The sequence below is a fragment of the Rhizobium fabae genome (assembly GCF_003985135.1).
Classification (GTDB): Bacteria; Pseudomonadota; Alphaproteobacteria; order Rhizobiales; family Rhizobiaceae; genus Rhizobium; species Rhizobium pisi.
The window spans coordinates 169853-182105 of the sequence record NZ_ML133657.1 but is presented as its reverse complement, the minus strand read 5'-3'; the positions used below and the strand labels follow the sequence as shown (position 1 = coordinate 182105).

Genomic DNA, 12253 nt, shown 5'->3' with positions numbered 1-12253 from the left:
CAATTCCAGCTATTGTATGACCGGGATACTCTGACTCGTCGATTGCGTCGAGTCAGAGGACGATTGCCCTGCCCCATTTACGCTGACGATTGTCGTGGTGGTCGTCGAGCTCGAGGACGAGCGGTCGCCGACGTTCGAAACCCTCAGCGTACCGGCAGTCGTGGCGGCGCCGTCGAACGGCGTACCGTCATCCGCTCCGGGCCCTGTCGGGCCGATTTGCCCGTCATTACCGATGCCGGATGCAGAAGCTGCAGCACGTCCACCCGGGCCGAGCGCCGCGGTTCCGCCTTCGGCGAGGACCTTCGCAAAGGCGGCAAGGAGCGGCGCAAGGTTCGGATCGGCGCTCGCCGCCTCGGCGACGGCCTTTTCGATGGCCAGTTTGAAGAGCGGATCTGTTACCTGGCAGCTGTTTGCGGCCCGCCCAAGGCCGGAACCGATAGCGGCCATCTGTGCGGCATCGGCCTTCTTGGCCTGCTCGATCACCGGCGCCAGCGCGTCATCGCTGCTGCCAACCAGCGCGCGGACGCGCGATGACAAAACCAGCGGATCCGACACCTCAAGCAGAGCGGCGGGGTTGGCCGTAAAGCCACTGATATCAACGGTATTCAGACTTGAAAGCTTCACGCAAGCGGCAGCAAAGGCGCTCGTAGTCATGCCGGCAAACATTGCCACTACGATCCCGCTATATGCAAGCTTACGATAAACACCTGACCTTGCCATAACGATGCTTTCCTTCATGAAATCCGTGGCATAGACGGCCGGCTCCGATTGTTCTCAACCAGTGCCGGCCAGCCTATTTCAATCAATTTCCAAGATCTTCGACCGCGTTGCGAGTATCTTTCGCATCGTCGGCAACTCCGGAAATAGTGGACGATACGGAGTTCACGATGTCAAGGAACTTGACCAATTCGACAGAGTCCGAATTGGAAATATAGATAATATCCTTGTCTTCCATCTTGAATTGCTGGACGGCGAACAGGGTCGCCGGATCGCGAAGATTCGCGCGAATGATCATCGGAACCGTTTCACCGGCAAATCTCGACGTATCCACGTGCATTGCGGCAAGCGTCTTCTTCGGCGCGAGGCGATAGAGCAGGACCTGAGCCGGATCCGCGCGGTCGTCACGCAGTCCGCCAGCCTTGGCGATTGCCTCCCCGAGGCTGATGTCGGACTCTTCGAAATCGAAGCGACCGCTGATGCCGGCGGCACCGAGCGCGAGATAGGTGCGGCGCTCATGATCGACCGAGATCGTATCATCCGGCGCGACATAGATATTTTCCGCCGGGGTTTTCAACAGCGTGTTGTAGGCGACGGTCGCCGTCTTGCCGCGGCGCTGCAGCGTCACATTCGTTTCGATATTGTTGGTCGTCAAACCGCCGGCGGCAGAGATGACGTCGAGAACGCGCTCGCCGGCCGGGCTGATCTCGACGCGCTGCGGATTGTTCACGTCACCAAGCACCGCCACCTGACTGGAGCGGCTTGTCGTCGTCGTAATGACCACCTGCGGCTCGATCGCGCGGCTCGCCAGGCGATCCTCGATATCCTGCTCGACGACTTCCTTCAGGCGACCTGCGGCGGGAACCCGTCCCGCATAGGGAATCGTGATCGTCCCGTTTCTGTCGATGGTCTGGCTTGGCAGCGAGATGTAATTGCCGGGTCGGCTGCCGGCATCGGACGGAATGAAGAGACCGCCGGACTGTGCTTCGAAGATGGCAACCTGAACGACGTCGCCGTAACCGAGCGGAATTTCGGGCGCTCCGCCTCGACCGCCGCCAAAACCCTTGAAGGAAGTCGGCTGGGGAGAGGTAAAATACGGCAGGACGTTTTTGCTGAGATCGACGAGGGCGTAATCGATGCCGACGCGACGCTCCTTCGTTGTCACTTTCACCGTTGCATCTCGATCGACATCTTTGTGATCGGGACCTGATCTTGGCAAGGACGTGCAGCTTGCCAATATACTCATTAGCGCTACAACAATGGCGACGCGTGTACTACTGACAGGAAAACAACCCATAGAATAACCCGTGTTGACGCACTTTGAGCTACTGCCCCGCAATCTGACAAAATACAAGACAATCCCCGATCAATAATCACTGAAAGCCGTTTAACATTCTCTAACTGTGGCCGCTCGGCAACGCCGAGCTCTTCAGGAAGCAAATACGGTCTCAACCGACCCTTCTGGCGCCGGCAACAATCTAAAGGCTATACCCGCTATAAAATCTCTTGCGATTGAGAGTCAACACCGCGGCATCAATACAATTCCCATTTTCGAAAAACCTTCATAAAAACCATCCATTTAGGCCATTAATTAGCTAGTAATCATACATATTGCCGGTCTGTTTCGGGGTGGCTGCGCCCCAGACTAATCGCAACGACCGCACTGAGAAAAGCCGAGAAAAACATAGCGAAACCCGGTATTTGCAGGGAGAAGTCGACCGCCGCGTGAAGAGCGACCAAAACCGTCGCCGCAATGCCGAGAAGGACATAATGTCTCAGGCGCCGCCTTTCGGTGAGGCCGCGCCAGAACACCTTGACAAGGACCGAGAAGACGAGGACCGCCGCAAGCGGAAAAATGATCCCCAAGCCCAGAAATCCTTCGAGATAGAAATTGTGTGCGCGATCGAAGATGCCGAAAATTCCGCATGCGGGATCGCGATAGGCGGAAAATACCGTCCGGAATGTCCCGAGACCGGTTCCCGTCAGCCAATGATCCAAAATGGCACGCCATATGCCCGGCAGGATGCAGAACCGATCATCGTCTTCGAGCCGCCGCTCTTGCGCACGCAAGATCGCCTGACCCGCAAATAGCGCCAGCAACACGACGACGAAGACACCGCCCGCGAGGAACTTCAGCATCGAGCGCCATCTCGGCCCCGGCGTGAGAAACCGTCTCGAGCTGTTCCAATTGACGACAAGCCAGGGGAAATAGATGAGAGCGCCGACAAAGGTTGCGAATATCCCGGCGCGCGAACGGCTGAGCATCAGCGCGGTGAAACATGCGCACAGGAGCAGGATATAGATCCACGATTTCAGCAGAAGAACGTTCCGGCCCGGCTCGCCCGGCGGATATTTCGAATAAGAACGCGTGATCTCCCTGACCTGAGTTAGCATCAGCAGCGTCCCAAGCCCGAGGAAGGTCGCAGCCGTGTTGCGGTTGACGAAGACCGCCGTCAGGCTGTCGAGATAGGCATGTTTCTCCACGACGATCAGGATGTTGGGAAACATCGAAAACTGCAGCAGGCCGAACACGGCGATGACGCCCGCCGAAAGCCCGAGCCGGGAAAGCACTTTTCTCGCGCGCTGATCGGTGTCGCATAAGAGAAGCCCGGTCAGGAAGGTGACGAAAGGCAGGGCGATCAAGAGGATCGACGCCAGCGTGTCGGCCGGCTCGACCGAGATCGCAGCGTATCGGACGTCTGCGAGGTCGTGAGCGGCATTCCAGGCGGGATGCGCCAGCCAATTGAATGGCAATTCGATCGCCTGGATGAACGCCCAGCCCGTCAGTATGACAAGCAGAAACAGGGCGATGCTGAAAACCCATCTGCTTTGCCTCGGCTCTCCGAACAGCAATGCCGAAATGATGGCGAGGGCGAACATTCCGATCGCGGCGAAGGTGAAGGGAAAGGGCGTGACGCTGCCGAACGGAATGAGTGTCAGTATAACCATGCCGATATAGGCAACGAGAAGAACCTCTCGCAAGACCCGCCTGTTGATGAGATTGGACAACATCAGATTCCGTTTACCAAAGCAGGCGGCGATCAAACCCCTGAGGCAACCGCGGCAATCCATCGACTCATACTAATCTAAGTTGCATATCAAGCGGTTGCATGCTAGCGTGTGACAGAATTCCGTATCGCTTAAAATTGTCGCGAAAGGTTTAAACCAATCGAGACAAGCCCCGGCTATGCTCCTTCAAGCAGCAAGAACGGGACAGACGTTCTGCAGCTAATACTTGGCAGATCACTAAATCGCCATGCCATTGACTGGGACAAAAGGCAAGCCTGATCTCAATCGGTTGCCCTGAACGGGGATTTAAGAGATGAAGAAGACATTCGTTACACTTCTGGCGCTGGCCTTTACGGCGGGTAATGCTTGTTCGGCATTTGCCGCCGGTCCCGCAGGTCTTGCCCGCGGCCTGCCCGGCAGTCCGGCGGTCAGCTATATCTCTGAAAAAGACAAGATCATTCCGCCCTTCGCCCAGGTGCTGTTCTGCGCGCAGAACCCGGCCGAATGCCGCGACAATAATGGCCTGTCGGTCGTTGCGCTTGATGACAAGCAGATGCTTCAGCTGAAGGATGTGAACAGCACGGTCAATCGCACGATGATCGGCCGGAACGACCCCAGCAACGAACTGAACGGCGATGTCTGGAAGGTGAATGTCCGCAGCGGCGACTGCGAAGATTTCGCGCTGACCAAGCGCAGCCGGCTGATAGCGATGGGCTGGTCGTCGCGCGCCTTGCGGATCGCCACGGCGTATACCCCCTCCGGCGAAGGGCACGCGGTCCTGGTGGTCAGGACCGACAAGGGCGACCTCGTGCTCGACAACAGGCTGAGCAGCATCAAGAACTGGCGGGACACCGATCTGCGCTGGGACAAGATTCAGTCGGGAACTGACCCTTATGTCTGGTACCGGCTGTAGCGGCTGGCGCAGCCTGCTAAACCCATCCACCAGTTTTTGACATTGAAGTCGAGCCGGTTCTGACGAACGGCTCGACTTGTCATATCGCCCACACAAACCTATGGTTTTTGCTGCAACCTGGGATGACCCGCAGCGAACTGTGGCGCCCCAAGTTCGACTTCCGATATGGGTATCAAGCGATCTTCGATATTGTCTTTTCGCCCAGATTCAGTATGACGGACCCCATGCTGCGACGCAGCATGACGTTCTACTCTAATGATTTGAGGGAATTATGCGCATCACGATGATTGGATCAGGCTATGTCGGCCTCGTTTCAGGCGTTTGCTTTGCGGATTTCGGCCACGACGTCATCTGCGTCGACAAGGATCTGAGCAAGATCGAAGCCCTTCGCGAAGGCCGCATTCCGATCTACGAACCGGGTCTGGAGCAATTGGTCGCCGAAAACACCAGCACCGGCCGGCTGTCCTTTTCGACGGATGTCGGCGAAAGCGTCCGCAGCGCCGATGTTGTATTCATCGCAGTCGGCACGCCGTCCCGCCGCGGCGACGGCCACGCCGATCTCTCCTATGTCTATGCGGCTGCCCGCGAGATTGCCACCTATGTGGAAGGCTTCACCGTTGTTGTCACCAAGTCGACGGTGCCGGTCGGCACGGGAGACGAGGTCGAGCGCATCATCCGCGAAACCAATCCTTCGGCGGATGTCGCCGTGGTCTCCAATCCGGAGTTCCTGCGTGAAGGCGCTGCGATCGAGGACTTCAAGCGCCCTGACCGCATCGTCGTCGGCCTGAATGACGACCGCGCGCGCGAAACCATGACCGAGGTCTATCGCCCGCTTTACCTCAACCAGGCGCCGCTGGTCTTCACGACCCGCCGCACCTCCGAACTGATCAAATATGCGGCCAACGCTTTCCTCGCGATGAAGATCACCTTCATCAACGAGATCGCCGACCTCTGCGAACGCGTCGACGCAAATGTCCAGGACGTTTCGCGCGGCATCGGCCTCGACGGCCGCATCGGCTCGAAGTTCCTGCATGCCGGTCCGGGTTACGGCGGCTCTTGCTTCCCCAAGGATACGCTTGCGCTTGCCAAGACCGCGCAGGATTTCGACGCGCCGGTCCGTCTGATCGAGACGACGATCTCGATCAACGACAACCGCAAGCGGGCGATGGGACGCAAGGTCATTTCGGCTGTCGGCGGAGACATTCGCGGCAAGAAGATCGCCATCCTCGGATTGACCTTCAAGCCGAACACCGACGACATGCGCGACAGCCCGGCGATCGCCATCATCCAGACCCTGCAGGACAACGGCGCACAAGTGGTCGGCTATGATCCTGAAGGCATGGAAAACGCCCGCAAGGTGATCGAGAACATCGAATATGCGAGCGGGCCTTACGAAGCCGCCGCCGGCGCCGATGCAATTGTCATCGTCACCGAATGGAACCAGTTCCGCGCGCTCGATTTCAACCGCCTGAAGCAGTCGATGCGTGCTCCGGTGCTGGTCGACCTGCGCAATATCTACCGCAGCGACGAGGTCCGCAAACACGGCTTTGCCTATTCCGGCATCGGCACCAACCTCTATCAGGACGTCACCCACGCCTGAAATAGACGTGTGAACCTGTGATCACCAGACGCCGCGGAGATAAATCCGCGGCGTTTTATTTTGGGTGCGCCCTGAAGCGACCTTTCAGATTCGCTTGTCGCACTTCAGACCTTTGGTTTCCCGCATGTCGTGATCGCAGAATCGCTGCACAGTTTTGCGCGACATGCTCTAAAGGATCCCGACCCGCGTCCCCTTGATCGTCAGCACGGTCAGGCGGCCCGTCGCCGAAACTGCCGTGTCGATACCGATGCGTTGCGGACCGAATGTCGGGGTGCGAGCGGGTGTGTGCCCGTGAATCACGAGGACGGGAAGCTGCGGTCCTTCGTCCAGAAAGGGCTGGCGAATCCACATGAGATCGTTGTCTTTCTGTTTGTTGAGATCGATGCCTGGCCTGACGCCCGCATGGACAAAGACTACCCTCCCCATCCGCAGCATGATCGGCAACGATTCCAGGAGTTGAATATGCCGCTCGGGTATCATGTTGCGAATGACGCGCGTGATCATTTCGTTTCCAGCCGCCGACTGCAGCAGATGCTCGATGTCGATGCCGTAGGAGTTTAGCGTCTCCGGCCCGGCAAAACCGAGCCATTCGAGAATGCGCGCCGGCTTGCGATAGAGCTTCACCAGCTCCGCATCGTGATTGCCGCAAAGGGCGAAACGCTGGAATCCCGCTGGCGGGGCCTTGCACAGGAATTCCAGCACCGCGCTCGAATCCGGCCCGCGATCGACATAGTCGCCGAGCATGAGGATGAGTTTCGGCCCGGGGATGCGCGCACCATCCTCCTCAATGCGGCGATGCGCCTCGACGAGTTCGTTATAACATCCATGAATATCGCTCATCGCGTAAACCGCAGCAAAGTCACCTTCGGCAAAGGTCAGTCGCGCGCGCCTGCTACGGTTGCCTGCCAGCATCGGTATCTGTTGTCGCAATGGCCCTAGATAGTTGAACATGTAATCCATTTATGAGAACCGACCGAATGCCGGTTGTCGGAACGATCCATCTCTTGTTTGTCATTGAAAAGGCAGAAGGCAAGGCCCTCACCGGAAATTGACCTCGTCGCAGCTTCATCGAAGTTATAACCCGAACCGACTGCCTTATCTCGGCCGACATAGACCTTCGTCATCTGCCGCACTCAGCTCGCCTGGCTCGTGGCGGTGATGACATTGGCGGAAGCTGCGTTGATTCGTTCGAGTATCTGCGAAATTCTGCAGCCGGACTGGTTTTCCGAGCCACATGGTCAGGCTCCCCCAGACAACTCAACGGCGATAGTAAAGTTACTGCCGCGAGATTCGGCATTTTGTATTTATTCATACTTTCGAGGGCGCCACGGTTAATATGACGCTATATTTTGATATAGGGCGGTTAATCCGGCGTTAAACCACCGGCATATTGCAGTGTTCGATTGATCCACGGCCATGTCGGCTACTGGCGGGAGATCCGCCTATGTCGGATTTCCACAGATTGAACTTTCGAGAAAGCTGTAAAAATCAACTATAACGATAGCGATCACAAAAAAATGAACGTTTAAGAATATGATGCTTGACGCTCCTGCGGCACCGCATAATGATGGTGCGTTGCGATCGTGAACGAGGTTCGCGAGCTGAAATCTCAGATCCAAAATTGCGGGGTGCAAAGTGGAAACTGCGGTTGATTCGAAAATGATCGAGGCCTTCGCCTACGACGAAGACAGCCGGCATCTGCGGGTCTACCTGACGAACGGTCAGAGACGAGAATATGAAGGCGTTCCCAAGGGGGTTGTCGTCGGCTTGACGATGGCGGAATCACCAGGGGTTTTTTACATGAAGGCAATCAGGGGCAAATATCCTCCCCGCCCCTAAAGCATGCCGCGCAAGAGCGCCTTCGGCGCATACTGTGGGGCATCATTTCAGCAAGGATGCGGGATCGGCATTTGCCGGTCCCGCAGATCAGCTTAGCTATTCACCGAAGAAATCGCGAATCGCGTTGATCTCGAGCGGCGCAATATCGTGGCCGCCGGGGTGCCAGACCGTCTTGACCTCGGCTCCTCGCTTTTTCAAATGTTCCGACAATGCCTCGGTCATCGGAACGGGTGCAATCGGATCCCGCTGCCCGGCCGTTATCAGCACCCTTCGTCCCACAAGCGTCGACTGGGCCTCGGGTTGAAACGGAATGAGCGGATGCATTAGCACCGCAGCGTCGAAGATGCCCTTTTCGATCAGCACATTGGCGAGGATGTTCGCACCGTTCGAAAAGCCGAGGCCGAAAATCTCGGAAGCCCGGTATTCCCCAGCGAATGCCTTGACATAAGCTGCCATCTTCTCCGTCGCGCGTGAAAGGTCAGGCATATCGTAAACCCCCTCCCCGGTGCGGCGGAAGAATCGCGCGGCCCCATATTCGGAAACGTCGCCGCGCGGCGAGAGGATCGTCGCGTCGGGCAGCAGGCGCCGGCCGAAGTCGAAGAACTGGTTTTCATCGCCGCCGGTGCCGTGCAGCACAAGCAGTATCGGTTTGCCAGGTGCACCGGCATGCAGCCGGTGCACGTATCCAGTCTCTGTCATGTCGTTTCTCCTCAACCTTCAAGCGGCTGCAGATGCTGCTCGAGCAGGGCGCGAAGGTGGGTATGCTGCTGCGGCAGCTTCAGGGCTTCACCGAGATGGGCGGTATCCTCGTCGCGGTCGAAGCCGGGCTCGTTGGTCGCGACCTCGAACAGTACGCCGCCCGGCGTGCGGAAATAGATCGCCCAGAAATAATCGCGGTCGATGACCGGCGTGACCTGGTAGCCAGTGTCCATCAGCGCCTTGCGCACCTCGAGCTGCTTTTCGCGGTTTTCGACGGCGAAGGCGACATGGTGGACTGAGCCGGCGCCGGGAAGCGCGCGGGTAATGTTCGGCATGGTCTCGAGATCGATGAGATGCGCACCATTGCCGTCAGGTCTGATCAGCCGCTTGACGCCGTCCCTTTCCTCGGCGATCTCGTAACCCATGAACTTCAGGAGTTCGGCCGTGGCGCCCTCGTCTCTCAGCCGCATGGCGACGGAGTGGAAGCCGCGAATGGCATGGTCCTCGCTGATGCCGCCATGCGTCCAGGGCAGGCGGGCATCATCCTTGACCTCGACGAGTGCGAAACCGTCGCCATCCGGGCCGGAGAAGTTCAAGCGCTTTTCGCCAAAGCTTTCCTCGGTCTTCAGGCCACCGACGCCGAGCGTGGCGAAGCGATCGCTCCAGAAGCCGAGTGAGCCCTGCGGAACGGAAAATACCGTCGTGCCGACCTCGCCGGTACCAGGACGGCCCTGCGCCATCTTCGGGAACGGGAAATAGGTCATGATCGTGCCGGGCGCGCCGGTCTCGTCACCATAATAGAGGTGATAGACATCAGGCGCATCGAAATTGACCGTCTTCTTGACGCGACGCAGGCCGAGCGCATTGGTGAAGAACTGATTGTTGGTGCGGGCGTCCTCCGCCATCGACGTGACGTGGTGCAGCCCCTTGATCTGACTGAGCATGTGAGACCCCTTTCATGCCCGCCGCTTGCGGGCTTTCGATGGATCATAAATGCGCGCTCGCAGCTCTTGGGAATAGCCCCGGAGACCAAAACGCATTGTCTCCTTTTAGTGAACGAAGATCATTCCGCGTTCACATTAGCCGCCATGAGGATCGGCCGGCAATTGCCAGTCGATCGGCTCGCGCCCACGTGACTGCAGGAAGGCATTCGCCTTCGAAAAATGCTTGCAGCCGAAAAAGCCGTTATGAGCCGAAAGCGGCGAGGGATGCGGCGCCTTGAGAACCAGATGCCGCGCGGTGTCGACGAAGGCCGCCTTGCGCTGGGCATAGGATCCCCAGAGCATGAAGACGACGGACTCGCATTCGTCGTTGACCTTGCGGATGACGGCATCGGTGAAGCGTTCCCAGCCCTTCCCCTGATGGGCCGCCGCCTGGCCCTCCTCGACGGTCAGGACGCTGTTCAAGAGCAGCACACCCTGCCTTGCCCAATGTTCGAGAAAACCATGACGCGCCGGCGCGATGCCGAGATCCGTCTCCATCTCCTTATAGATATTGACGAGCGAGGGCGGTATGCGCACGCCCGGCCGGACGCTGAAGCATAGCCCATGGGCTTGCCCAAGACCGTGATAAGGATCCTGGCCGAGAATGACGGCCTTGACCTGGGTAACCGGCGTCAGATCAAGGGCGCGGAAATATTCGCTCCCCTTCGGGAAAATCCGCTTGCCGACCTGCTTCTGCTCGACAAGAAAGGATTTGAGCTGCTGCATGTAGGGGCTTGAAAATTCCCCCGCCAGCGCGGCCTTCCAGCTCTCTTCGAGACTGACGGATGTATCGCTCATCGGCAAACCCTTCTCGCATATGACGAAACAACGGTCACACGGTTCTAGCAAAATCGCTTCGCACCGCAATGCCCGTCGGCTCGGCGAAGGCGCCATGCCTTACGAACTCGGCAGGCGAAGATTGCAGAAAACTGTCCGGGGCATCGCTCCAGTTTAACTATATGATGGCTTCGGTATTTACGCCGGCGGGCGGCCTGAGTAGAACTTGATCGTAAAATCGGAGCATCTCTTCAAATGAAATTCGGCACGAGTGGCCTTCGCGGACTTTCAGTGGATCTCAAGGGGCATGTTTCCGCCCTTTATGCCACGGCGTTCGGCAGATATCTGCTTGGAACCGGCAGGGCCAAAGCCGGAGATGCCATTCTGATCGGCCGCGATTTTCGTGATTCGAGCCCTGAAATCTCGGGAAACTGCGCCGATGCGCTCGCAGAACTCGGCTTCCGGATATTCGATTGCGGCAATGTCCCGACACCGGCACTTGCGCTTTATGGCCTTGAACGAAACGCCGCCTGCCTGATGATCACGGGCTCGCACATTCCGGCGGACCGCAACGGCATCAAATTCTATCGCCCGGATGGCGAGATCGACAAGGCGGACGAGGCAGCGATCACCGCCTTGGCCGCCGAGATCGAGCGAAGCGGCGAAACGGTGATACAAGCGCGTGCCGACACGGAAGACCACGAGGCCGCCTGCCGGCAACTCTTTTTCGAACGCAATGCCGCACTGCTTCCGCAAGGCGCGCTTTCCGGCCTGAAGATCGGCGTTTATCAGCACAGCACCGTCGCCCGCGACCTGCTGGTGGACGTTCTCGCCCATTACGGCGCCGAGATCACCGCTCTCGGTCGCTCGGAGAGCTTCATTCCCGTCGACACCGAAGCCGTTTCCGAAGAAACGATCACGCTGATGAAGCGTTGGACGTCTGATCACACGTTCGATGCGATCGTCTCCACCGATGGCGACGGCGACCGCCCGCTGGTGGCAGACGAAACCGGCATGCCGCTGCGTGGCGACCTTCTTGGCCTCGTAGCCGCCAATTTCCTCGGCGCCGGCACGGTCGTGACGCCCGTCACCTCCAATTCGGGCATCGAGGCAGCAGGCTCCTTCGCCGTCAGGCGCACCCGCGTCGGCTCGCCCTTCGTCATCGCTGGCATGGAAGAGGCTGTCGCGGCCGGCCAGGGCCTCGTCATGGGCTTCGAGGCCAATGGCGGGCTGCTGACCGCAACGGCCTTCGATATCAACGGCCAGAACGTGCGCGCCTTGCCGACGCGTGATTGTTTTGTGCCCGTGCTGGCGATTCTGTCGCTCGCCGCCATCCGCAGGCAGCCGCTTTCTGCCCTTGCAGCCTCCTATCACCTGCCCTTTGCCGCCGCCGACCGCCTGGAGAATTTTCCGGTGGAGACGAGTGCGGCGCTGATGCTGTATCTGCGCGCTGGGGACGACAATCTTTCTGCCTTCCTGCAGCCGATCGGCGAAGTGGCTGCGAAGTCCGACATCGACGGACTTCGCGTGACGCTGAAGGACGGCAGGATCATCCATTTCCGCCCGTCCGGCAATGCGCCCGAGATGCGCTGCTACGTGGAAGCCGGGAGCGAGACCGCTGCCCTCAATCTGCTGACCGCCGGGCTGACCCGTATCAGAGACTGGGCGGAGCCCGCCAAACATGCGACGAACACGCTTTTTTCAAGGAACCCGCCT

The 12253-nt window shown here is 58.6% G+C and carries 10 protein-coding genes and 1 pseudogene; 4 read left to right on the top strand and 7 right to left on the bottom strand.

All coding sequences use genetic code 11. The annotated features are described in order from the left end of the window. Nucleotides 1–9 precede the first annotated feature (9 nt). The 3 genes from EFB14_RS25275 to EFB14_RS25265 all read right to left on the bottom strand — a co-directional run bounded on the left by EFB14_RS25275 (nucleotide 10) and on the right by EFB14_RS25265 (nucleotide 3729). Complete coding sequence (locus EFB14_RS25275; protein WP_126829388.1) at nucleotides 10–720, bottom strand: sugar transporter; 711 nt, start codon at nucleotides 718–720, stop codon at nucleotides 10–12. Between the two features lie 82 nt (nucleotides 721–802). Beyond that, nucleotides 803–2014 carry a polysaccharide biosynthesis/export family protein gene (locus EFB14_RS25270; RefSeq protein WP_126829340.1) on the bottom strand — a complete coding sequence of 404 codons (1212 nt, stop codon included), beginning with the start codon at nucleotides 2012–2014 and terminating at the stop codon, nucleotides 803–805. 305 nt (nucleotides 2015–2319) lie between these two features. Further along, nucleotides 2320–3729, bottom strand: a complete 1410-nt coding sequence (locus EFB14_RS25265) for an O-antigen ligase family protein (RefSeq protein WP_126829339.1) — start codon at nucleotides 3727–3729, stop codon at nucleotides 2320–2322. Nucleotides 3730–4039: 310 nt separating this feature from the next. On the opposite strand from EFB14_RS25265, the gene EFB14_RS25260 reads away from it, so the two are divergent. Together EFB14_RS25260 and EFB14_RS25255 are read left to right on the top strand one after the other, a co-directional pair. Continuing rightward, on the top strand, nucleotides 4040–4639 hold the full coding sequence (locus tag EFB14_RS25260) for a transglutaminase-like cysteine peptidase (RefSeq protein WP_126829338.1): 600 nt from the start codon (nucleotides 4040–4042) through the stop codon (nucleotides 4637–4639). Nucleotides 4640–4910: 271 nt separating this feature from the next. Next, on the top strand, nucleotides 4911–6239 hold the full coding sequence (locus EFB14_RS25255; protein WP_125845290.1) for a UDP-glucose dehydrogenase family protein: 1329 nt from the start codon (nucleotides 4911–4913) through the stop codon (nucleotides 6237–6239). Between the two features lie 168 nt (nucleotides 6240–6407). On the opposite strand, the gene EFB14_RS25250 is transcribed toward EFB14_RS25255, so the two are convergent. Continuing rightward, nucleotides 6408–7199, bottom strand: coding sequence for a metallophosphoesterase (locus EFB14_RS25250; RefSeq protein ID WP_126829337.1), 792 nt, complete (start codon nucleotides 7197–7199; stop codon nucleotides 6408–6410). A gap of 699 nt (nucleotides 7200–7898) precedes the next feature. Between EFB14_RS25250 and EFB14_RS25240 the strand changes: the two genes are divergently transcribed. Continuing rightward, nucleotides 7899–8078: a KTSC domain-containing protein gene (locus tag EFB14_RS25240; RefSeq protein WP_210276160.1), complete on the top strand. Its 180-nt coding sequence runs from the start codon at nucleotides 7899–7901 to the stop codon at nucleotides 8076–8078. A gap of 96 nt (nucleotides 8079–8174) precedes the next feature. On the opposite strand, the gene EFB14_RS25235 is transcribed toward EFB14_RS25240, so the two are convergent. The 3 genes from EFB14_RS25235 to ung all read right to left on the bottom strand — a co-directional run bounded on the left by EFB14_RS25235 (nucleotide 8175) and on the right by ung (nucleotide 10558). Continuing rightward, the gene (locus EFB14_RS25235; protein ID WP_126829336.1) at nucleotides 8175–8777 is read right to left on the bottom strand and encodes an alpha/beta hydrolase; all 603 of its coding nucleotides are present in this window, start codon (nucleotides 8775–8777) and stop codon (nucleotides 8175–8177) included. Between the two features lie 11 nt (nucleotides 8778–8788). After that, complete coding sequence (locus EFB14_RS25230; protein WP_126829335.1) at nucleotides 8789–9721, bottom strand: VOC family protein; 933 nt, start codon at nucleotides 9719–9721, stop codon at nucleotides 8789–8791. Between the two features lie 135 nt (nucleotides 9722–9856). After that, a complete protein-coding gene (ung, locus tag EFB14_RS25225; protein ID WP_126829334.1) occupies nucleotides 9857–10558 on the bottom strand; it encodes a uracil-DNA glycosylase in 702 nt (233 codons plus the stop codon). A 234-nt stretch (nucleotides 10559–10792) separates the two neighbouring features. Between ung and EFB14_RS33260 the strand changes: the two are divergent. After that, nucleotides 10793–12205 (top strand): annotated as a pseudogene (locus EFB14_RS33260) (phosphomannomutase); the annotation flags it as partial. Between the last annotated feature and the right edge of the window lie 48 nt (nucleotides 12206–12253).

Bases quoted from the DNA above. Each gene is read 5' to 3' on its own strand.
- EFB14_RS25275 (WP_126829388.1), bottom strand. From the start codon at position 720: ATGGCAAGGTCAGGTGTTTATCGTAAGCTTGCATATAGCGGGATCGTA.
- EFB14_RS25270 (WP_126829340.1), bottom strand. From the start codon at position 2,014: ATGGGTTGTTTTCCTGTCAGTAGTACACGCGTCGCCATTGTTGTAGCG.
- EFB14_RS25265 (WP_126829339.1), bottom strand. From the start codon at position 3,729: ATGTTGTCCAATCTCATCAACAGGCGGGTCTTGCGAGAGGTTCTTCTC.
- EFB14_RS25260 (WP_126829338.1), top strand. From the start codon at position 4,040: ATGAAGAAGACATTCGTTACACTTCTGGCGCTGGCCTTTACGGCGGGT.
- EFB14_RS25255 (WP_125845290.1), top strand. From the start codon at position 4,911: ATGCGCATCACGATGATTGGATCAGGCTATGTCGGCCTCGTTTCAGGC.
- EFB14_RS25250 (WP_126829337.1), bottom strand. From the start codon at position 7,199: ATGGATTACATGTTCAACTATCTAGGGCCATTGCGACAACAGATACCG.
- EFB14_RS25240 (WP_210276160.1), top strand. From the start codon at position 7,899: ATGATCGAGGCCTTCGCCTACGACGAAGACAGCCGGCATCTGCGGGTC.
- EFB14_RS25235 (WP_126829336.1), bottom strand. From the start codon at position 8,777: ATGACAGAGACTGGATACGTGCACCGGCTGCATGCCGGTGCACCTGGC.
- EFB14_RS25230 (WP_126829335.1), bottom strand. From the start codon at position 9,721: ATGCTCAGTCAGATCAAGGGGCTGCACCACGTCACGTCGATGGCGGAG.
- ung (WP_126829334.1), bottom strand. From the start codon at position 10,558: ATGAGCGATACATCCGTCAGTCTCGAAGAGAGCTGGAAGGCCGCGCTG.